Here is a 21,393-nt window from a genome sequence, read left to right as displayed (position 1 = left end):
CAAAGAAATAGAATTTATGCAGATTTCAGAAAAGTACAATCCACAGGAAACAGAACAAAAATGGTACAATTACTGGTTGGAAAATAAGTATTTCCACTCAGAACCTAATGAGAAACCTCCATATACTGTGGTAATACCTCCGCCAAACGTTACGGGGATATTACACATGGGACATATGCTGAACAATACCATTCAAGATGTTCTGGTCCGTCGTGCAAGAATGCGTGGATTTAATGCTTGTTGGATTCCGGGAACAGACCATGCTTCCATTGCTACCGAAGCTAAAGTTGTTGCTAAACTGAAGTCTGAAGGAATCAGTAAGTCAGATATTACCCGCGAACAATTCCTGGAGCATGCCTGGGAATGGACGGATAAATACGGAGGAACAATCCTTGAGCAGCTAAAGAAATTAGGATGTTCATGCGATTGGGACAGAACCCGTTTTACCCTGGAAGACAAACTTTCACAACAGGTAATTAAAAGCTTTGTTGATCTTTATAACAAAGGATTAATTTACAGAGGTTACAGAATGGTAAACTGGGATCCGGAAGCGAAAACCAATATCTCAGATGAAGAGGTAATATTTAAAGAACAGAACGGGAAGCTTTATTTCCTTAAATATAAAATTGAAGGCTCTGAAGAATTTCTTTCAGTGGCTACAACCCGTCCTGAAACTATTTTTGGGGATACCGCTGTATGTATTAACCCTAATGATGAGAGATATGCTCATCTGAAAGGTAAAAATGTAATTGTTCCGATTGTAGACCGCGTCATTCCGATTATTGAAGATGAATATGTAGATATTGAATTCGGAACCGGAGCATTGAAAATCACTCCTGCACACGATACCAATGACTATGAGATCGGTCAGAAGCACCATCTGAAAATGATTGATGCTTTGGATGATGATGGAAATCTTAATGAGCACGGTCTTCATTATGCAGGGAAAAACAGATTTGAAGTAAGAAAACAGATCGCTAAAGAATTAGAAGAAAAAGATCTTTTGTTAAAAGCAGAAGACTATGTGAATAAAGTAGGAACATCGGAAAGAACAGGGGCTGTTATTGAGCCTAAAGTTTCAGTACAGTGGTTCCTTAAAATGTCTGACATTGCTAAACCTGCTTTGGATGTAGTAATGGATGATGAGGTGAAATTCTATCCTGAAAAGTTTAAAAATACCTATAAGCACTGGATGGAAAACATCCGTGACTGGAATATTTCCCGTCAGCTTTGGTGGGGACAGCAGATCCCTGCGTATTATTATGGTACAGGAGATGAAGATTTTGTAGTAGCTGAAACTAAAGAAGAAGCTTTAGAACTGGCAAAACAAAAAACAGGAAATCAGCAATTAACAGCAGAAAGCCTTAGACAGGATGATGATGCATTAGATACCTGGTTCTCATCATGGTTGTGGCCCATGTCTGTATTCGATGGATTGATTGATCCTGATAATAAAGATATTAATTATTATTATCCGACATCTGATCTGGTTACCGGTCCGGATATTATTTTCTTCTGGGTAGCAAGAATGATTATGGCCGGGTTGGAGTACCGAAAAGAAGTTCCTTTTAAAAATGTTTATTTCACAGGAATTGTAAGAGATAAGCAGAGAAGAAAGATGTCAAAATCTTTAGGAAACTCTCCGGATCCACTTGAGCTGATGGATAAATATGGTGCTGATGGTGTCCGTGTAGGAATCCTATTGAGTTCCGCAGCTGGAAATGACCTTCTTTTCGATGAAGATCTGATGCTTCAGGGAAGAAATTTCATGACAAAAATATGGAGTGCTTTCCGTTTGATTCAAGGATGGAAGCATGAAGACAAGCCTGCAATAGCTACAGACCATCAGGCTATTGAATGGTTTGAAAACAAATTAAATAAAACGATTGTTGAAATCAATGATCAGTTTGATAAATTCAGGATCTCTGATGCCCTGCATTTGATCTATAAATTAATTTGGGATGATTTTTGCGGATGGTACCTTGAAGCTATTAAGCCTAACTATGGAGAGGGTATTTCCAAAGAAGTATATGACAGAACAATTGTTTTCTTTGAAGAATTAATGAAGCTACTTCATCCGTTCATGCCTTTCCAGTCAGAAGAAATCTGGCAGTTGATTTCAGAAAGAAGTATGGAAGAAGCTCTTGTTATTGCTCAGCAGAAAAATGCAGATAGCTTTAATGAAGAAATTATCAGAAACTTTGAAATCACAAAAGAATTGATTTCGGGAGTTAGAAATTATCGTCAGACCAAAGGGATTTCTCCAAGAGAAGAAGTTGAAATATTTACGAATGCTTCTGAATTTGCCAATGATAATGTGGTAAGAAAATTAGCTAATATTTCGGAGATCCACTTTGGATTGAAAACAGATAAGCCAAGTTTCACCTTCCTGGTAGGAGCGACAGAAGTGTCTATTCCTCTAAGTGAAAACCTAGACCTGGGAGAAGAAAAAGCTAAAACTGAAGAAGAAGTAAAGTATTTAAAAGGGTTTTTAATTTCAGTTGAAAAGAAACTTTCCAATGAAAAGTTTGTTGCCAATGCCAAACCTGAAGTGGTAGAAGTTGAGCGTAAGAAACAAAAAGACGCTCAGGATAAAATTGCCATTTTGGAAGAGAAACTGAAAAGCTTGTAATTAATCAAGGAAATTCCCTGAAAGCTATACCTATAAAAGAAGACCAGTTAATCTCGTCTTCTTTTATGTATTAATGATAGAAATCAGGCCCCTGCGCCTGAAAAATAAGTGTACGGCTGGAGTAGAATGAAAAATAAACCATTGCCAACGATCACTGGATCAGTTGAAGGTTTTATTTTCGACGATATCCAGCTGGCCATTGAAAAAAAGTAATAAATAACATGACACATATAGAAAACATACGGAAACTATTCTCAAAAGACTTTGTAGAAAGCCCTTTGTTGGAGAGTTTTGAAGTTGGGAAAATTTACCTTTCCAGTGGAAAACTGATCGCTTGTGATCCCTTAATCACCAATGATATGCTTCCTTTTACCACAGAATTTCCAAAAGGAAATTTCTCAGTGATGTTACACAAAGAAAGAGAAAGCAATTGTGTAGCGTATGCAGAAATAATATTCAGTAATTCTGCGATCACAGATTGGAAACTGGCTACTACAGCGGGACAGAATATCAAAGATCTTGCAGAAGGAGAAGTTTTCGGATATCCTGTAGAAAGTGGAATGGGTTGTCTGATGGATGTGGATACCCAAACCAGTCTTAATGATTTGGAGCAAAAACTGTATCAAAAGAAAGGAGGAGACTTTATGGGAATCTATGAAGAATTTTTCCACGACTATTTCTTTGATGAGAATGGCGCTATAGATCAATATGCTTTCCTGAAACCGGCAGATGAACACCCTGGAACTATATTTGCTTTTGAGACCGGATATGGTGAAGGTTTTTATGCCAGTTATATAGCTTATGATAAGGATCAGCAGCCTGTAAAGATAATTACTGAATTTATTGAAATAAGTTAATTAAAATAGTTACTTTTGGATCACTGATTTTCACCAGATATAAATGTTAAAACTAATATAAAGCACAATGAAATTCTCCTCAGAACAACCCAGAATTATTGTTGTAGGCAGCTCATCAATAGATTTGGTTTTAGAAACCGAAAAGCTTCCTTTACCTAATGAAACCGTTTTAGCCGTTAATTCAGACAGCTATTTTGGAGGGAAAGGAGCCAACCAGGCGGTAGGAACGGCGAGGCTTGGGGCAAGTGTTTATTTTATAGGGTGTGTGGGGATGGATCCACTGGGCCAGCAGATCATGAGGAATCTTGTGAGTGAAAATGTGAATGTAGGTTTTGTTCATGAAACAGACAAAGAGTCCACAGGAACAGCTTATGTAACAACCTGTAACGGAAATGCGGCTATTGTAGTGGTTCCGGCGGCAAATAAATATCTTAATAAAGCCCATATAGATGAAGCAGACCGGTATTTTCATAGCGCAGATCTTGTTCTTGTGCAGCTTGAAGTTTCTATCGAGGTTGTAGAATATACAGTAAAAAAAGCAAAAAAATATGGCAAGAAAGTGGGGCTTTATGCTTCTCCTGCTATGCCTGTAAATGAAGCAATTATTGAAAATGTCGACTTTATTGTAGCAAAAAGCAATGAACTCTATATTATTTTTGGCGAAGAGAAAAGGGAAGAAGTCCTTAAAAAATACTTCAATAAAGTATTTGTAAGAGATGATACAAATTCTACGATTTATTTCGACGGTACTGAGATGAAATATTTCAGGAATGACAAAGATAAGACTGTTTATAAGATGGGAATGGGAGATGCATTCACTTCAGGATTTGCTATAGCGCTGTGCCATGGAAATACGATAGAAGATTGCGTGAAATTTGGAAATGAAGTTTCGGCAAGAGTCTCGGGAGGTAAAGGTTCACAGACTGGATTACCTAAGATGTCAGAATTCTTTTCTTAAAATTATTTAAGGCATATCAAAACTTTAAAACTTAACATAAAAATATAATGAAAATGTCCACTTTTATAGTGGATTTTTTCTTTTATACTATGGAAAAACTAATACTTACCACAGAAGATCATGTTTCTTTAACAGCACACCTTTTCAGGCCTGAAAAAAGCAATGGAAAATTACTGCTTATTAATTCCGCAACAGGGGTTAAACAACAGGTGTACTTTTCATTTGCCCAATATTTTTCGGAACAGGGATTCACAGTTATCACTTATGATTACAGGGGAATAGGGCTTTCCAAACCTGAGAATATGAGAGGATTTCATGGCTCTATGAGGCTTTGGGGCTCAAAAGACTATAAAGAGCTCACCCGCTATATCAAGGTGAAATTCTCGGACTACAGGAAGTATTGTTTGGGACATTCCGTAGGAGCATTGATTCTGGGAATGAATAAAGATTCTGAGATGTTTGAAGAACTTATTTTTGTGGGAACTCAGAATGCTTTTGTGGGAAACCTTAAAAAGAGAACAAAAATAGAAGCCTATCTTGGCTTTGGAATTGTGCAGCCCTTAACGACCTCGCTGTTAGGGTATTTTCCGGCGCATTGGTTTGGGCTTGGAGAAAGTCTTCCAAAAAATTGTGCATATGACTGGAGAACCTTAATTTTAAACAAGAAATCAACCAACAAGCTGTTGGAGAAAATTGATGACTATTCTAAAAATTTAAAACAAAAAGTATTCGTGGTCAGGGCGGAAGATGATATATGGCTAACCGAGAAAGGAGTATTAAGTTTATTAAACAATACCTATCCTAATCTTACACCCACGTACAGACTGGTAAAAACTTCCGAATCTGAAAAAAAAGAAATAGGACACGTTAATTTTTTTAGAAATTATAATAAAAAACTTTGGGATATTATTTTAAATGAACTGATAGATAAATGAAAAGTACAATTGACAACACCGTAGAATTTGTAAAAGAAAAATTAATGGGGGCAGAAGCCGGACACGACTGGTTTCATATTGAAAGAGTTTGGAAGCTGTCCAGAAAGATTGCGGAAACCGAAACCTGCGATCAGGAAGTGGTAGAGCTTTCGGCGCTTCTTCATGATATTGCAGATCCTAAATTCCATAATGGAGATGAAACGATAGCTCCTAAAATATCCAGAGAGTTTCTTACAGAGCAAAATGTTTCTGAAGAGACTATAGAAAAGGTTCTTTTTGTTATTGAAAATATATCATTTAAAAACAGAGGCAATGCTCCTGTAGATCCTTCTATAGAACTTAAAATAGTACAGGATGCAGACCGTATTGATGCTATTGGTGCCATTGGGGTTGCCAGAACATTTAATTTTGGAGGATTCAAAAATAATCCGATGTACGACCCTGAAATTAAACCCAGCCTACATATGTCTAAAGAAGAGTATAAAAAATCAAATGGGACAACCATTAATCATTTTTATGAAAAATTATTGCTTCTGAAAGATTTAATGAACACGGAGACGGGGAAAAAACTGGCTGAAGAAAGGCACAATTATATGCTAAACTTCCTTGACCAGTTCTATAAAGAATGGAATGTAGACTAAGGCTCTCATGAAAATTCTGAAATCAGTATCTTTGCAATATGGAATTTATCATTTTTGTTATCTTTTGGGCTTGTGTGTTTTCTTTGGTTTTTTATAAAGTGAAATCAGGAAAGGTGGCAAAATGGGCAAAGCTGTTTCGTATTCTCACGGTTGTTTTTTCAATTTCTTTTTTTGCGTATTGGTTTATCAAAAAAAGTGCTGTCGCATTTGTTGACAATTCAGTGGGGCTTCAGGTTGTGAATAAACTTCCACAGACGCTGGATTTTTATCTGATCAATGTGAATAAGGTGCAGTCAAACATAATACTGGAGCCTAAGCATATAGGGAAAATACGTCCGGAATACTATAGGATAGAGTATCTTAAAATGGATACATCTGATGAGTATTGGATTGTGGGGTATTTGGGGAAAAAGAACCTCGTTTATTTTTCTCAACATTCTGTTCCCAATAAGAATATTGATCAGATCGTAGAGGTACAAAATTATATCAATCAAAGTGTAAAGCTTTCTGAAGCTGCAAAAAAACAGGTTGATGCCTACAATTATGAAAATACAAAACTGGGAATCTGGATCTCATTGGATTTTCTGCTTTTATTCCTTAATCTGGTATTGCTTCTGAGAAAAAATAAATCACACTAAATGAAAAAAGAGTAATAAACCATGGTTTATTACTCTTTTTTTATTTTATATTAAGGATAATCCAGAATATGCATGACTTGCTCTTTAAGTTCTTCCGGGCAGCTTTTAACCAATTTATCTTTGTTCAGTTTACTTATTTGTCCGGGTTCCAACCATTCAGTAACATTGGAGCTCATACTATGGTTATCATATATTCTTTTTATGGTACCATTTTCATAAAAAATATACTCATCGCCCAACCAGTTGTTGGCGATGCTAATTCTACAGATTTCCTTTTCCATTATCTCGTTTTTTTAAGTTTACACTATTGTGTGAAATATATTAGTTCACTAAAGTATAAAAATTTATGATAAGAAAATATTTTTATCACTGAGAAATGAATTTTAGCAATAAACTGGAATCATTCTATATAAGTTTTTGTGAATGAGTATATTATTATTTGACAGTAATCTGTTTGGATTAAAATAATGTTCCTGTACTTTCACTGGCCATCTGCGGAACATGAATATCAGTTTTCCATTCTTCATTGACTTTTTTAATGAAGTAAGCAGACAGCAGAGGAGAAGCTTTTTCTATATTTTGATGAACAAAGAAATAAAGATTTTGTAAACCTTCTTTTTTCCATTTTGTCAGATGCTTTAGCCAGTCATCCAATCTTTCATAGTCACTCTCTGCGTTAGCTCCTACATAACGGATAAATGCATTAGGAGTAGTAAGACGCATATGGAGCATATCTCTTCTTCCCGCAGTATCTACGATGATGTTGGTGATGTTATGGGCTTCAAACAGCTCGCAGGTTGTATTGAGTATCTCTTCGTCGGTAAACCATTCCGTATTTCTAAGCTCTATAGCCAGAGGAACTTCTTTGGGCCATTCTTTCACAAACTTTTCCAGCCTGTCGTAATCCTTCGGTTTAAAATTATCATGAAGCTGAAGAAAAACCATTCCTAATTTTTCATCAAAATTCATGACGGCAGAAGCAAAATGAGTTACAGGATCCGTAACGTCAATAAGTCTTCTGAAATGCGAGACTGTATTGGTGATCTTAGGAAAGAATTTAAAATTTTCAGGTGTTTTTTCCTTCCATGTTTTCACCTGATCCGGAGTAGGCATTCCGTAAAATGTAGCATTCAGTTCAATAGAATTAAATTGAGTGGCATAATAGGTCAGCTCATCCTTTGTTCCTTTAGGATAAAATCCTTTAAGGTCGGTTTTGTTCCATTTGGCGCATCCTATAGATAGGTTTTCAAACCCTTTTTTATTAAGATTTAAAATTTCTTTGGTTTTAGAATGATCTTTGGGAAGGGTAAAATCTATTTTTGAAGGGTCTTCTACTTGTCCGAATTTCATATATCTCGTTTTATGGTATTAAACAATATACACAAATATAAACCAAAAAAATCATAGAACGTTCTATGATTTTTGGTAAAAAAGATGTGTTTTGAAGAAGATTATCTTTTTATAATCTTCTCCGTTACTTGCCCTTTATCAGTTGTTATTTTCATGATGTAAACTGAATTAGGATAGCTTGAAAGATCAATTTTTATAAGCTCCTGATTAAAATCCTGGTTGAAGATAATCCTTGACTGAGTATCAATTATTTTTATATTTTTTATAACAGAGTCAGAATTAACCTGCAGGATATCTTTTACAGGATTTGGGAAAACTTTGAAAGATTTTATATTAGCTTTTACATTTCTGTTTTGAAGAAAGCTCCCACAGTTTGCTGTAAATGTAATATCAGGATACATTGATTGTAGATCGCTTAATTGGGCATCGTCGACACACATCTGGAGATTGATGTTATAGCCATTGTAATCATGAAATTCCTCTATAGATCCATTTCTTATATTAACATAAGTGAGGTTTGGCATATTCCAAAGTGAAAGTCCTTCGAAATTTGTTGCAGTAGAGAAATTCAGTTGTGTTATTTGAGGACTGTTGCTAATAAATGCAGTTTTTAGCTTTATATTATTTAAAGTATTCACTTGTGAAATTAGAGGTAGTGACTGTAACGTAATGGATTCCAAGTTAAAATTGTTAGAAATGTCAATAGAAGATAGTACGTTGTCATCTTTAAGCTCTAATGTTTTTAAAGCGGAACATTGTGAAGTATTTAAGGTATTTATTTCTGTATTGTGAATGGTAATTTCTTTAATACCAGTACATTGTAATAAATTAATTGAATTTAATTCAGGAAAAACACCATCTCTTTCTATTACGTAATAACCGATCGCTATTTTTTGTATAGCAGTACAGTTCTGTATATCTAATTCTTTTAAATGACTGTTGCCATTAAAAATGAAATTTGCTAATGAGGTACAATTTTTAGCAGTAATTTTTTGTAGATCATCGTTACCTTGAGTATTTAAGGCCTCGATTCTGCCGGTTTTTAAAGTGGTAAGACTCGCAAGATTACTAACATTTACTGTATTCATATAACCACATGAGTTGGTGATATCAATATTTTCCAAAGCTTGTGCAGCACTGAAGTTGATACTATTGGATATTTTCTGATTAAAAGCCTTTAATATTTTAAGTTTTGGAAGACCCGCAAGGTTCAATGCACTTACATTCCCAAAATAAATACCGGATGTAGTATTGTATCCGTATCTGTTGTAGAAAGAGCAATCTAATTCTTCCAGATTAACAAGCCCTGCTGTACTAAAATCAATAGTAGGAGCATTCAGTCCTTTTATTTTCTTTAATGAAGTACTGCCGTTCAGGTTCACTGCAGAGAAATAGGCTCCGGTTGAAGAATAGTGATCGGTGTCTGCTATGATTTCCTGCAAATTAGTACAGTTGTTGGCAATCAGTTCGATATCCTGACTGTTGCTGGAGGAAAATGTTCCGTTATCACCCAATACGGATATCTTTGTTAAAGTGCTTAGATTAGGAACCGAAATTTTTGATAAAAACTTACACGAATTAAAAGTTAAACTGGTAATACTTGAGTTCTGAATATGAAGTTCCTTAAGTTCAGCTGAATCAATAATCGCATTGCTGTTGATCTGTTGACAGTTTTTTATACTTAAACTGTTTTCAGGAGAATACCACGGATTACCTGTAGCCTGATAGGCGATGATATCTGTAATATTTTGGATTCCCGAGCAGTTGTCAAATGAAAGATTAATAGGAGCTGCTGTATATTGTCCGGATTGGGAGAGGTCATAGTAGAAAGGTCTTCCCTGTACTTTTTTGATTTTACCATTATTGATAAAGCTAATATTGGCAGTTCTGGTATTCCAAAAGTAAAGTTCTTCAAGATTGGAGAAAAGCAAGGCGTCTGAAATACCATCAGGAAGATGGCTGTTGTAATAGGTAGAATTTATATTGTTAGGATCATATCGGTCTCCGGCAGGATTAATATACATCTGGTCAGCATCCACCTTTATATTCAGAATTTTTACGTGTAGAGCCTCCGGAAGCTGAATTTCTCCATCCCCATTTTGGTCAATAACAATAGCGTTTCCATTAAGGTCTTTTGCAATCTGATTGGTGGGATTGGCGCTTAGCAGAAGTGCTTTGAATTTTACATCAGAAAAGTTGAGGGTCTGAGTATAAGCCATAGAAAAACAGCTTACTGATAAAGTAAATAGTATTTTTTTCATAATTGAGTTTTTAATGGTACTAGATTTTTTGACTATCCATTCATGTGAATGCTAAATTAGTCCTTTTTTAATGAGTTGATTATTAGTGGTTTTAAATGTATTTCTATTTTTTATATGCTAAATGCGGTTGTTTTGATGTGTGATGATTAAAATTTTTAATGAATTTAAAAAATAAATATGGTATTATTCTTTTGTATAGAAAAATATCTAGGCCTGTGAGGTCTATTTAAAATTCATCCAGTTTCCGGAATGAAGATTCCCTAAGAGTTTTTTCTCATATGTTGAATTGCAGATAAAAAGGGTAGATTCTGTGATCCTGTTCTTTTCTATTTCTTGAATTTCTTTTTTATCTGCTTCACTGAGGATGTTGTGAGGATTGGAAAAATCTAAACGGGCATTGGTTGATAATTTAATGATCCGGTCTTTATCTTTCCATGTTATAATCTGGTTATTGGTATATCCGGATGAAGCCTCTGTTACTTCGGGATTGGAATATTCTTTTTTCAGGGCAGTGATGAATTTGAGAATATCGTCTTTGGAAGCCTTCGTAACGGCATTGATGAGCATGAGATTTCCTTTATCATCCACAAGTGATTCTACTCTTGAAAAATGGATATTGCCAAATTGGGCAACAACATCTGCAGGAGAATATCCTACGACACGATATTGTATTGCAAAAATTTTATTCCGGTCACCATTCCAGTCATGGTCATATTCGGTAATGGTATCTTTTTCAACATATTGTTTTCCGCTTAATAGTTTAACATTCTCCCTCTTCGTCGAGTTTTTATAAAAACGGTCAGCATTTAATCCGAGGTCAAGTTCTTTTAAGTTTAGAATATCCTTGTCATATTCCTGACCTTGACAGGAAATACAGCATATATACAGAAAAAATAAAATGTAATGTTTTATCCCATTGTGATTTGCATTGTTTTTCATGGTTCTTTTTTGCGGCAATATCCAATAATTTTTTAGAATCTTTACTCTTTTTTCAGCTGAAATTCATGATCATGCTTTATTCGGTTTAAAAACGGCTGGTAAATAATATATAATTATCCTGATTTCTGTAGTTCCCGAAAATAATAAAAGCACGCCGGAGGCGTGCTTTCGTTGATATGACGTGTTTATTATTTGGGTCTACGCTTCACAAGCAGAGCATGTTACGAAATTAACCATCATTTCTTTTGAAACAGAAGAACTTCTTTGGTAGTAAAGTGTTTTCACTCCTTTCTTCCAAGCTTCTATATACAGGTAGTTAACGTCTTTTACAGGCATTGTGGAAGGAATCTGAAGATTCAATGACTGTGCCTGATCGATATATTGTTGTCTCTGTGCAGCCTGAGAAATAATTTCCATAGGAGAAATTTCTTTAAATGTTTTGAATACTGCTTTTTCTTCGTCAGTTAATTCAGACAAATGCTGTACAGAACCATGGTTCAGCATGATTGTTCTCCAGGTTTCTTCGTTGTCCAATCCTTTTTCTTCCAGTAATTTAGCAAGGTATTTGTTCTTACGCATAAAGTTTCCTTTAGCCAGACCTGCTTTATAATAGTTAGATGCAAAAGGTTCAATTCCCGGAGATGTTTGTCCTAAGATAGCAGAACTTGAAGTGGTAGGAGCAATGGCCATTGTAGTGGTGTTTCTCAGTCCATATCCTTTCAATAATTCCGGTTCACCATAAATATTGGCTAGTTCTCTTGAGGCTTGTTCAGCCTGTTCTTTGATATGTCTGAAAGCTCTTGCATTGAATTGAGTAGCTTCAAAACTTTCAAACGGGATCATATTTTTCTGTAAATAAGAATGATATCCTAATACTCCTAATCCAAGTGCTCTGTGACGCAGTGCGAAGTTTCTTGCTCCCTGCAGGTAATAATTTCCTTCAGTTTTTTCAATGAATTCTGATAAAACAGCATCAAGGAAATAAACAGCCAGCTTTACAGCATCAGTATCTTTCCATTCATCATATAGCTCCAGGTTCATTGATGATAAACAGCAGATGAACGATTCTTCTCTTGTAGATGGAAGCATGATTTCCGAGCAAAGATTACTTGCGTTAACAGTCATTCCCTGATCTTTGTAAACCTGAGGTTTGTTTCTGTTTACATTATCTGTAAAGAAAATATAAGGAAGGCCTTTTTGCTGGCGGCTTTCTAATACTCTTGCCCAAACTTTACGTTTTTCCATATCACCATCAATCATGTCCTGCATCCAGTAATCAGGTACACAAACTCCAGTAAATAAATTCTGAATAGGGCTTCCGATATCTTTGATCGATAAAAATTCTTCAATATCTCCATGGTCGATGTCCAGATAAGCTGCAAAAGCACCTCTTCTTACTCCTCCCTGAGAAACAACATCCATTGCGGTGTCAAACAATTTCATGAAAGAAACAGCTCCCGAAGATTTTCCATTATCTGTTACTGCAGTACCTCTGTTACGAAGTTCTCCAAAATATCCGGAAGTTCCTCCTCCAATTTTTGTCTGCATAATTACTTCACCCATTTTGTGGGTAATCCCTTCGATACTATCCGGGATATGAACATTGAAACATGAGATAGGAAGACCTCTCTGTGTTCCCATATTAGCCCATACCGGTGAAGAGAAACTGATCCATCCTTTGGTGATCATTTCCTTAAATGCAGGCTGTAATTCCGGCTTATATAATTTTTTTGCAGCAGCAGTGGTGATTCTGTCGATGGCTCCATCTACTGTTTCTCCTTTCAACAGATATCCTCTGTTCAGCATCTGCTCAGACTCTTCGTTGAGCCACCATATATTTGAATTTTGTTCTTCCATAGATGTTATATTTTCGAATTCCGGAGTGTGGTAATCACCCCGGAATTTTGTTGTATTTATATTATTGATTGTAAAATTTCTACTTTGTGGGAACCATTCAAGCCACTTTCATCTCTTAATTTCTGAAACTCTTTAAAAGAAGGAGTATTCAAAACTTCATGTTGCACTTCTTCATTAATGTAGTTTGAATAATGTAAAAAAGTAACACCATCCTCTTTTAAAAAAACTTTATACTCAAAGGTAGATTGATCCAGATTTTTAAAATCACTCAAAAACGTTTGAATATTAGCTTGAGTTGTAGGAACAAACTCAGGTTTTACAGTGTAACTTACGATTACGTTAATCATCTTTTATATTTGTGCTTGTTGAATTAATTGGCTGTGATTGGAATCAATAATTTATTAAAAAGTGATCTGTTTTGGCACTCGCTTCGCTCGCGCCCAGTATCATTTAAAATAAATCGTTTGCTGTAATACTCTTATCGTGTTTTGTATAATCTACAGGTCTCTTGGCAAAGAAATCATCCATAGAGTTGGCGAAAACCTCTTCTTCAAACCATTTCATTGGGCGGTATTGCTCCGGAGAAATGTTATAGCGGGTTTCCATATTGATTTTCTTTAAACTGTCATCAACACGGTATTTCATAAAGTTCAGAAGGTCTTCTCTTGAGAAAACAGTCAGCTCTCCTAATTCAAAGATCCAGTCCAGGATTTCACCCTCCAATTCTATAGATTGATCTACCAGGGTGTAGATATCTTCAATGTCAGAATCAGTCAAGAGGTTAGGTTGCTCTTCACGGATCTTATTGATCAGATAAATTCCTGCATTAGCGTGAATCTGCTCATCTACTGAAGTCCAGGCAATGATATTAGATACATTTTTCATGTATCCTTTGAATCTTGTGAAAGAAAGAATGATTGCAAACTGAGAAAACAGAGATACGTTTTCAATTAAAATACTGAATAATAAAAGAGAAGAAACGTATTCTTTTGGTGTTGTAGAATTGGCGTGCTTAAGAACATTTGATAAGAAATCAATTCTCTTTTTCACGGCAGGAATTTCTACTACTGTTGAAAATTCTTCATTATATCCTAACACCTCCAATAAACGGGAATAAGCTTCAGAATGACGAAATTCGCATTCTGCAAAAGTAGCTCCCAAACCATTCAGTTCCGGTTTTGGCATGTGGTTGTATAGGTTTCCCCAGAATGTCTTTACAGACACCTCGATCTGTGCAATGGCTAAAAGCGCATTTTTCACAGCATGCTTTTCATTGGGCTCCAACTGCGAATGAAAATCCTGAACATCTGCAGTAAAGTCCACTTCCGAATGTACCCAGAACGATTTGTTGATAGCTTCTACAAATTGAAGAACCTCAGGGTATTCAAATGGCTTATAACTTACTCTTTTATCAAAAATTCCCATATTAAATATCTTTATAATTAAATAATTCAGATGTATGTGGATAACGTTCAGAAAACATTTAACTTTTTGTTTTTGTGCTGTTTGTGAATTAAACTTATTCACAAACTATGTTTGTATTTCTGATCAGAATCTAACTACAAAGTTCGAAAAAAAGAACTGATTTTGAAAGGGGTAAATACTAATTGACTGACTTTTAGCTGTAAAAGTTTTCCACATTTACATGAAACCAGCACGGATAATAGGCTAAGCAGCAATATTGAGGATAAATGGATGTAAAACTAAAGTTACAGTTAAACAATTTGTTGTAAAGTGCTTTTGATAAAGGGTTATTTTGTTAAACAAAAAAATATTTGAATAAATTTTTATTCTTGTAACAATTTGAAATTATCACCTACTTATTGGATATAAAACATACATCACTTAATGTTAGTAATTCAGGATTTACATAAGTCATACGATACAGGAAAAAGCAAGCTTCATGTCCTTAAAGGGATCAATCTGAGTATTTCAGAAGGTGAGTTTGTATCTATTATGGGAAGTTCCGGTTCCGGAAAATCTACACTTCTTAATATTATTGGTATTCTGGATGAAAAAGATTCAGGAGTATATGATCTTGATGGAGTTCCCATTGAACATTTATCTGAAATAAAAGCTGCCGAATACAGAAGTAAATTCTTGGGTTTTGTCTTTCAATCCTTCAATTTGATCAGCTATAAAACGGCTTTAGAGAATGTAGCTCTTCCTTTGTATTATCAGAATGTACCCAGAAAAGAGCGTAATCAGAAAGCTATGGAATATTTGGAGAAAGTAGGGTTGGCACAATGGGCTAATCACCTTCCCAATGAGCTTTCAGGAGGACAAAAGCAGAGAGTTGCTATTGCCAGAGCCCTTATTACAAATCCCAAAGTGGTACTGGCGGATGAGCCTACCGGAGCACTGGATTCAAAGACGACTCATGATATTATGAAGCTTCTTCAGGATATTAACAATGAAGGAAAGACAATCATTGTGGTGACCCATGAACCTGATGTGGCTGCCCAAACGAAACGAAACGTAATACTGAAAGACGGTATTATTGAAAGTGATGAATTTATTAAGCAGCTTGTACTGTAGATAAGTTAATTTGAGAATTTGAAAATGAGATAATTTGAAAATTTAACAATCATAAATTTTCAATCTTTTAATACTAATAAAAAATGTTTGATCTAGATCGTTGGCAGGAAATATTCAGTTCTATCCGTAGTAACGTACTTCGGACGGTACTTTCCGGATTTACTGTGGCCTTGGGGTTATTTATTTTCATTGTATTGTTTGGAATCGGGAAAGGGCTTCAAAATGCTTTCTCTGAAGGGTTTGCGGGAGACGCCAAAAATTTGATTATTTTTTCCACAGGAAAGACCACCTTAGCTTATAAAGGCTTGCAGTCTGATCGAAATGTGACAATGAATAACTCAGACTATGACTTTTTAATTAATGCAGACAAGGAAAAAGCAGGGCCTTCCAGTCCCAGGTACAGTGCCAGTTTAATGGTGAAATATGGAAAAGAGAGTGGTCTTTATCAGATCAACGGGGCTGATCCCGGGGAGCAGGTTATTGAAAACAGAAAAGTTATTGATGGTCGCTACTTGACAGCTATGGACATGGAAAGAAAATTAAATGTTGCAGTCATTGGAAGAATGGTTCAGCGGGATTTAATCAAAAATGGAAGCCCTGTTGGGAAAGAGCTTAATATTAACGGAACAATGTACAAGGTCATTGGAGTTTTTTCAGATGATGGAGGAGATAGAGATGAAAGGCATATTACAGTTCCGATTACGACTTTACAGCAGATGAAAAAAGGCTCTGATACAGTGAATATAGCCTACATTACATATAATGAAAAACTGACTCCGGATCAGGCCATCAAATATGGTGATGAGTTAAAAGATAAATTAAAAGCAAGAAAGAATGTTGCTCCTGACGATGAAAATGGAGTTCGTATCTGGAATAATGCCAAGAATATGAATGATACATTTACATTTATGGCAGTTCTTACAGCTATTGTAGGGTTTATCGGAATGGGTACCTTACTGGCGGGAATTATCGGGATCAGTAATATCATGGTGTACATTGTAAAAGAGAGAACCAAGGAAATAGGTGTTCGAAAAGCAATTGGTGCCAAACCTGGAGGTATTGTCGGGTTGATTGTACAGGAGAGTGTTGTCATTACCGTGGTTTCAGGTTTTGTAGGAGTAGCCGTAGGAGTCCTGACTTTAAACCTGCTTGGCGACAGCCTTGAAGAATTCTTTATTAAAAGTCCAAGTGTAGGATGGGGAACGATAGTAATGGCATTTGTAGCTTTGGTCTTTTCCGGATTGATTGCCGGATTTGTTCCCGCATACAGAGCTTCAAGGATTAAACCAATAGAAGCATTAAGAACAGAATAGCAGCAATTTGAAAATAGGGTACTGATAGATGGTTTTGCCTTTTACCCTTTTACAAATAGTAATAACTTATAACTAAGAAGAAGTGAATATCATATTTAAAAAAGACACTTGGCAGGAGATTTATTATTCATTGAGGAATAATAAGCTTCGGACATTTCTTACCATGATTGGAGTAGGATGGGGGATGTTTTTGTATGTAAGTCTTCTTGGAGCAGCCAAAGGAATGGAGAATGGTTTTGATAAATTATTTTCCGGGTTTGCTACCAACTCTATTTTCCTGTGGGCGCAGAAAACATCTATTCCTTATGAGGGATTTCCTAAAGGAAGAGAGGTGCATCTCAATTTATCCGATATGGATATGCTGAAAAGAAAATTGACAGAGATCGATTATATATCACCTCAGAATTCCCGAGGGAGCTTTACCGGAACACCTGGCGAATCTATGTCTAGAAATGGTAAAAGCAGTACGTACTCTCTTACCGGAGATTATTCTGTAGGGAATAAAATTTCAGAAAAGAAACTTATTTTCGGAAGATATATCAATGATGCAGATGTTTCAGGAAATAAAAATGTAGTCGTTATCGGAGAAGAGATCTATAAAAATTTTTTTGAGGCTAAGAAGAAAGAAAACCCGATTGGAAAATCTATTAATATAAAAGGAATATTCTTTAATGTAATAGGTGTTTTCAGAGTAAAAAAAGGAGGTGGCTTTGAAAATGACCAAACGGCTTTTATTCCACTTTCAACGTATACCAAAATGTATAATGCCGGAGAGCAGATTGACATGTTTGCTATTGTAAGTAAGCCCAATGCCAATGTAAATGACGTGGAGGAAAATGCAAAGCAGATTTTAAAATCTAAGAATAAAGTTTCTCCTGAAGATACCAATGCTTTTGGTAGTTTCAACCTGGGAAAAGAATTTAAAAAGCTGACAGGCTTTCTTACAGGAATGCAGCTTTTAACAATTATCGTCGGAACATTGACGATTCTTGCCGGAGTAATTGCCATTTCAAATATCCTGCTGATCACCGTAAAGGAAAGAACAAAAGAGATAGGGATCAGGAGAGCATTAGGAGCAAAGCCGGCTGAAGTAAGGAATCAGATTTTGTTGGAAAGTGTTGTGATTACCCTCTCCTCCGGACTACTGGGCTTTATGTTTGGGATTTTTGTGCTGATGATTTTAAATGCGGTTACACAGGGCCAGGATTCCTTTCCTTTCTATAACCCGACGGTAAATTACGGAAATGTATTTGCCGCCATGGCAGTAATGGTAATTTTAGGATTGATTATCGGAATGATACCCGCACAGAGAGCGGTAAAGATCAGACCTATTGAAGCATTACGATCAGAATAATAAAATAATTTGAAAATAACATAATTTGAAGATTTGAAATTACAGTAATCTGACCATAAACATACAGGATTAGTCTTTTAATTTCTAAATCATTCAATTTTAAAGTAAAAAATAAACTATACATATGAAAAAGAAATTCACTTGGAAAAAAGCCATTTATATTGTGTTAGGGCTTTTATTTGCAGTGGCATTGTTCTCCGGGATTGGCTATCTTGTAAAATCAAACTCTAAAGAGAGTGAGGCCTTCCTGACCCGTAAACCTTCTGTCCAGAATATGGATGATAAAGTGATGGCTACCGGAAAAATTACTCCCAAAGAAGAAATTGAAATTAAACCCAATATTGCGGGGATTATCGATAAAATTTTAGTGAAAGAAGGAGATAAAGTAGAAGCAGGGCAGTTAATTGCTACAGTGAGAATTGTTCCTAGTATTTCTGAAGTGAATGCAGCACAACAAGAAGTTCAGAATGCACAGCTTCAAATCGGTAACTCTCAGCTGAATGTAAGTAATATGCAGAAGCAATTTGATATGCAGGAGAAACTGTATAAACAAGGAGTTGCTTCCAAGCAGGAATATCTTAATTCTCAGCAGCAATTGTTTTCTCAGCAGCAATCTCTTAAAAATGCTCAACAGCAGCTTAATACGGCTCAAAAAAGGTTACAGATTGCCAAAACAGGTGCTACCCCTGAATTGCAGGGACAAGGATTGGCTACGACACAGATTCGTTCCAAAACTTCAGGAACTGTTCTTGAGGTTCCTGTAAAAGTAGGAAGCCAGGTAATTGAAGCCAATAACTTTAATGCAGGAACAACTATCTGTTCAGTAGCAGATTTGAACTCTCTGATTTTTAAAGGAGAAATTGACGAAGCTCAGGCAGGAAAATTAAAAGAAGGAATGGATATGAATATCGTAATCGGAGCATTACAGAATAAAACATTTCCAGGAAAACTAACGATGATTGCTCCTAAAGGAAAAGATAATGCGGGAACTATTAAATTTCCGGTAGAAGGAGATGTAACAAATCCTAATAATGAATACATCAGAGCCGGTTTCTCTGCTAACGGAGAAATTGTATTGAGCTCTCAGAAAAACGCTTTGCTATTGGACGAATCTTTAGTTCAGTATGAAAAGAAACAAGGGAAAGATGTTCCTTTTGTAGAAGTAAAGCAAAAAGACGGGAAATTTAAAAAGACCTACTTAAAACTTGGAGCAAGTGATGGAATTAACGTTCAGGTTCTTCCTGGATCAAATATCACAAAAGATTCAGAAGTGAAAGTTTGGAATCCATCAGACAAGGATAAAGAAGAATTAAAGTCAAAACAAAAATAATAAACTGACACTATACATTTAGCTGTTAAATCCCGGAGAATTCTTCGGGATTTTTTTATTCCCTCATGTGTATAAGCCGCTGATGTAATAAAAGCAATATGTAAAATGTCTTACCTTTAATTCTAAACAATCAACCATGAAAAAAAGTTATTGGGTACTCTTCCTTTTTATCATTGCAAAATTTATTCTTCAATACGTTCTGGTAAGCCCGGAATATGACTTGCAGCGTGATGAATATTTACATCTTGATCAGGGGAATCATCTTGCCTGGGGCTATCTCTCTGTTCCTCCTGTCAGTTCATGGTTTGCATGGCTTATCAAAATATTGGGTGGATCCCTATTTTGGGTCAGATTTTTTCCGACTTTATTTGGAGCATTAACAATCGTCGTGGTCTGGAAAATTATAGAAGAATTAAAAGGAAGTATGTTTGCTCAGATATTAGCAGGTCTGGGAATTTTACTGTCAGTACTTCTTCGTTTAAATATGCTTTTTCAGCCCAATTCTTTAGAAGTACTGCTATGGACTTTGTTTTTTTATATTCTGATAAAATATGTCAATACAGAAAAGGTGCAATGGCTTTATTGGGGTGGGTTGGTATTTGGAATAGGAGTTTTGAATAAATACAATATAGCATTCTTAGCCTTAGGATTTATTCCGGCGCTTTTGATTACAGACCAAAGAAAAATTTTCAGAAACCCACATGTATATGGGGCCGGAATTTTAACTTTAATTCTTATTCTTCCTAATCTACTTTGGCAATATCATAATAACTTTCCGGTAATTCATCATATGAAAGCACTTTCTGAAAATCAATTGGTCAATGTAAACAGGTTTGATTTTTTAAGGGCTCAGGCGCTGTTTTTCATAGGAGTTACTTTTGTGATTATAGCCGGTTTCTATGCGCTGCTATTTGAGCAATCTTTTAAAAAGATTAGATTTTTCTTCTGGGGATATGCGATCACCATTGCATTATTTATGTTTTTCAGAGCAAAAGATTATTATGCAATAGGGCTTTACCCGGTTTACATTGCTTTTGGGGCCGTTTATCTGGGAATGATCCTCGAAAAAGGATGGAAGAAATTTTTAAAACCTATTTGCATTCTTCATCCTATCCTGCTTTTTGTGCCGGTATATTATCTTGCATTTCCAAACAAAAGTCCGGAAGCGATCGTTAAAAATCCAGAATGGTATAAGAAATTCGGACTGCTTCGATGGGAGGACGGAAAAGATCATTCTTTGCCTCAGGATTTCGCCGATATGCAAGGCTGGAGAGAGCTGGCTCAAAAAACGGATCGTGAATATACCAAGCTGTCAAAAACAGGAAACACATTGGTTTTATGTGATAACTACGGTCAGGCAGGAGCTATTAATTATTATTCAAAAGCCGGGGTAAAAGCAGTTTCGTTCAATGCGGATTATATCAACTGGTTCGATTTCAGCAAAAAATATGACAATCTCATTAGAGTTAAAGATTATTCGGAGGGAATGGAAGAGCTGAAAGATACCAGTCCTTATTTTGTGCATTCCAAAATTTTAGATTCTATTACTAACCCTTATGCACGGGAGGAAGGGGCCAGGATATTCAGTTTTAAGAATGCTAAAATTAATATTAACAATAGACTTAAGAAAGAGATTGAAGAAGTGAAGAAAGAGGATTAATATATGATTTGAATTAATGTAAAAAAAACTTTAATGCAATGATGTTGCATTAAAGTTTTTTGTTTTAACTTTGCATAAGCAATAAGCAATAAGCAATAAGCAATAAGCAATAAGCAATAAGCAATAAGCA

At 35.6% G+C, this 21,393-nt stretch carries 18 protein-coding genes; 11 read left to right on the top strand and 7 right to left on the bottom strand.

Translation table 11 applies throughout. From position 1 onward, the window contains the following. The first annotated feature begins 16 nt into the window (after positions 1-16). The 6 genes from B8967_RS06330 (at position 17) to B8967_RS06305 (ending at position 6,661) form a co-directional block, all read left to right on the top strand. Positions 17-2,632, top strand: coding sequence for a valine--tRNA ligase (locus B8967_RS06330; RefSeq protein WP_084085256.1), 2,616 nt, complete (start codon positions 17-19; stop codon positions 2,630-2,632). A gap of 221 nt (positions 2,633-2,853) precedes the next feature. Continuing rightward, entirely contained in the window at positions 2,854-3,489 is a 636-nt protein-coding gene (locus B8967_RS06325; protein ID WP_084085254.1) for a DUF4241 domain-containing protein, read from the top strand. 67 nt (positions 3,490-3,556) lie between these two features. Next, entirely contained in the window at positions 3,557-4,447 is an 891-nt protein-coding gene (locus tag B8967_RS06320; RefSeq protein WP_047488274.1) for a ribokinase, read from the top strand. 89 nt (positions 4,448-4,536) lie between these two features. After that, complete coding sequence (locus B8967_RS06315; RefSeq protein WP_047488533.1) at positions 4,537-5,382, top strand: alpha/beta hydrolase family protein; 846 nt, start codon at positions 4,537-4,539, stop codon at positions 5,380-5,382. Further along, positions 5,379-6,023, top strand: coding sequence for an HD domain-containing protein (locus B8967_RS06310; RefSeq protein WP_084085252.1), 645 nt, complete (start codon positions 5,379-5,381; stop codon positions 6,021-6,023). The genes B8967_RS06315 and B8967_RS06310 overlap by 4 nt, the downstream gene beginning before the upstream one ends. A 98-nt stretch (positions 6,024-6,121) precedes the next feature. Then, complete coding sequence (locus tag B8967_RS06305; RefSeq protein WP_228406056.1) at positions 6,122-6,661, top strand: hypothetical protein; 540 nt, start codon at positions 6,122-6,124, stop codon at positions 6,659-6,661. 50 nt (positions 6,662-6,711) lie between these two features. Here B8967_RS06305 and B8967_RS06300 read toward each other — a convergent pair whose 3' ends face one another. From B8967_RS06300 to B8967_RS06270, 7 genes are all read right to left on the bottom strand, one after another. After that, a complete protein-coding gene (locus tag B8967_RS06300; RefSeq protein WP_047488290.1) occupies positions 6,712-6,942 on the bottom strand; it encodes a hypothetical protein in 231 nt (76 codons plus the stop codon). Between the two features lie 178 nt (positions 6,943-7,120). Continuing rightward, the gene (locus B8967_RS06295) at positions 7,121-8,011 is read right to left on the bottom strand and encodes a DUF72 domain-containing protein (RefSeq protein WP_084085250.1); all 891 of its coding nucleotides are present in this window, start codon (positions 8,009-8,011) and stop codon (positions 7,121-7,123) included. A gap of 101 nt (positions 8,012-8,112) precedes the next feature. Continuing rightward, complete coding sequence (locus B8967_RS06290; RefSeq protein ID WP_084085248.1) at positions 8,113-10,272, bottom strand: T9SS type A sorting domain-containing protein; 2,160 nt, start codon at positions 10,270-10,272, stop codon at positions 8,113-8,115. A gap of 222 nt (positions 10,273-10,494) precedes the next feature. Further along, positions 10,495-11,211, bottom strand: a complete 717-nt coding sequence (locus tag B8967_RS06285) for a hypothetical protein (RefSeq protein WP_084085246.1) — start codon at positions 11,209-11,211, stop codon at positions 10,495-10,497. Positions 11,212-11,409: 198 nt separating this feature from the next. Then, on the bottom strand, positions 11,410-13,077 hold the full coding sequence (locus tag B8967_RS06280; RefSeq protein ID WP_262484686.1) for a ribonucleoside-diphosphate reductase subunit alpha: 1,668 nt from the start codon (positions 13,075-13,077) through the stop codon (positions 11,410-11,412). A 47-nt stretch (positions 13,078-13,124) separates the two neighbouring features. Then, complete coding sequence (locus B8967_RS06275) at positions 13,125-13,415, bottom strand: hypothetical protein (protein ID WP_084085241.1); 291 nt, start codon at positions 13,413-13,415, stop codon at positions 13,125-13,127. 103 nt (positions 13,416-13,518) lie between these two features. Beyond that, positions 13,519-14,493, bottom strand: a complete 975-nt coding sequence (locus B8967_RS06270) for a ribonucleotide-diphosphate reductase subunit beta (RefSeq protein ID WP_047488312.1) — start codon at positions 14,491-14,493, stop codon at positions 13,519-13,521. A gap of 423 nt (positions 14,494-14,916) precedes the next feature. Between B8967_RS06270 and B8967_RS06265 the strand changes: the two genes are divergently transcribed. The 5 genes from B8967_RS06265 (at position 14,917) to B8967_RS06245 (ending at position 21,263) form a co-directional block, all read left to right on the top strand. Continuing rightward, positions 14,917-15,606 carry an ABC transporter ATP-binding protein gene (locus B8967_RS06265; RefSeq protein ID WP_047488314.1) on the top strand — a complete coding sequence of 230 codons (690 nt, stop codon included), beginning with the start codon at positions 14,917-14,919 and terminating at the stop codon, positions 15,604-15,606. An 83-nt stretch (positions 15,607-15,689) separates the two neighbouring features. Beyond that, positions 15,690-16,919, top strand: coding sequence for an ABC transporter permease (locus B8967_RS06260; RefSeq protein ID WP_047488316.1), 1,230 nt, complete (start codon positions 15,690-15,692; stop codon positions 16,917-16,919). Between the two features lie 82 nt (positions 16,920-17,001). Continuing rightward, complete coding sequence (locus tag B8967_RS06255) at positions 17,002-18,273, top strand: ABC transporter permease (RefSeq protein WP_084085238.1); 1,272 nt, start codon at positions 17,002-17,004, stop codon at positions 18,271-18,273. Between the two features lie 124 nt (positions 18,274-18,397). Further along, positions 18,398-19,603 (top strand): efflux RND transporter periplasmic adaptor subunit, encoded by a 1,206-nt coding sequence (locus tag B8967_RS06250; protein ID WP_047488322.1) that lies wholly within the window; start codon positions 18,398-18,400, stop codon positions 19,601-19,603. A 136-nt stretch (positions 19,604-19,739) separates the two neighbouring features. Next, positions 19,740-21,263: a glycosyltransferase family 39 protein gene (locus B8967_RS06245; protein ID WP_084085235.1), complete on the top strand. Its 1,524-nt coding sequence runs from the start codon at positions 19,740-19,742 to the stop codon at positions 21,261-21,263. Positions 21,264-21,393: the final 130 nt, after the last annotated feature.

Source organism: Chryseobacterium sp. YR221 (genome assembly GCF_900176315.1).
GTDB classification, from domain to species: domain Bacteria; phylum Bacteroidota; class Bacteroidia; order Flavobacteriales; family Weeksellaceae; genus Chryseobacterium; species Chryseobacterium rhizosphaerae.
The sequence above is the reverse complement of the archived record's forward strand: the minus strand, read 5'-3'. Positions and strand labels throughout refer to the sequence as shown.

What these genes read in the sequence shown, in the direction of transcription:
- B8967_RS06330 (WP_084085256.1), top strand. Translation starts at nt 17, where the DNA reads ATGCAGATTTCAGAAAAGTACAATCCACAGGAAACAGAACAAAAATGG.
- B8967_RS06325 (WP_084085254.1), top strand. Translation starts at nt 2,854, where the DNA reads ATGACACATATAGAAAACATACGGAAACTATTCTCAAAAGACTTTGTA.
- B8967_RS06320 (WP_047488274.1), top strand. Translation starts at nt 3,557, where the DNA reads ATGAAATTCTCCTCAGAACAACCCAGAATTATTGTTGTAGGCAGCTCA.
- B8967_RS06315 (WP_047488533.1), top strand. Translation starts at nt 4,537, where the DNA reads ATGGAAAAACTAATACTTACCACAGAAGATCATGTTTCTTTAACAGCA.
- B8967_RS06310 (WP_084085252.1), top strand. Translation starts at nt 5,379, where the DNA reads ATGAAAAGTACAATTGACAACACCGTAGAATTTGTAAAAGAAAAATTA.
- B8967_RS06300 (WP_047488290.1), bottom strand. Translation starts at nt 6,942, where the DNA reads ATGGAAAAGGAAATCTGTAGAATTAGCATCGCCAACAACTGGTTGGGC.
- B8967_RS06295 (WP_084085250.1), bottom strand. Translation starts at nt 8,011, where the DNA reads ATGAAATTCGGACAAGTAGAAGACCCTTCAAAAATAGATTTTACCCTT.
- B8967_RS06290 (WP_084085248.1), bottom strand. Translation starts at nt 10,272, where the DNA reads ATGAAAAAAATACTATTTACTTTATCAGTAAGCTGTTTTTCTATGGCT.
- B8967_RS06285 (WP_084085246.1), bottom strand. Translation starts at nt 11,211, where the DNA reads ATGAAAAACAATGCAAATCACAATGGGATAAAACATTACATTTTATTT.
- B8967_RS06275 (WP_084085241.1), bottom strand. Translation starts at nt 13,415, where the DNA reads ATGATTAACGTAATCGTAAGTTACACTGTAAAACCTGAGTTTGTTCCT.
- B8967_RS06270 (WP_047488312.1), bottom strand. Translation starts at nt 14,493, where the DNA reads ATGGGAATTTTTGATAAAAGAGTAAGTTATAAGCCATTTGAATACCCT.
- B8967_RS06265 (WP_047488314.1), top strand. Translation starts at nt 14,917, where the DNA reads ATGTTAGTAATTCAGGATTTACATAAGTCATACGATACAGGAAAAAGC.
- B8967_RS06260 (WP_047488316.1), top strand. Translation starts at nt 15,690, where the DNA reads ATGTTTGATCTAGATCGTTGGCAGGAAATATTCAGTTCTATCCGTAGT.
- B8967_RS06250 (WP_047488322.1), top strand. Translation starts at nt 18,398, where the DNA reads ATGAAAAAGAAATTCACTTGGAAAAAAGCCATTTATATTGTGTTAGGG.
- B8967_RS06245 (WP_084085235.1), top strand. Translation starts at nt 19,740, where the DNA reads ATGAAAAAAAGTTATTGGGTACTCTTCCTTTTTATCATTGCAAAATTT.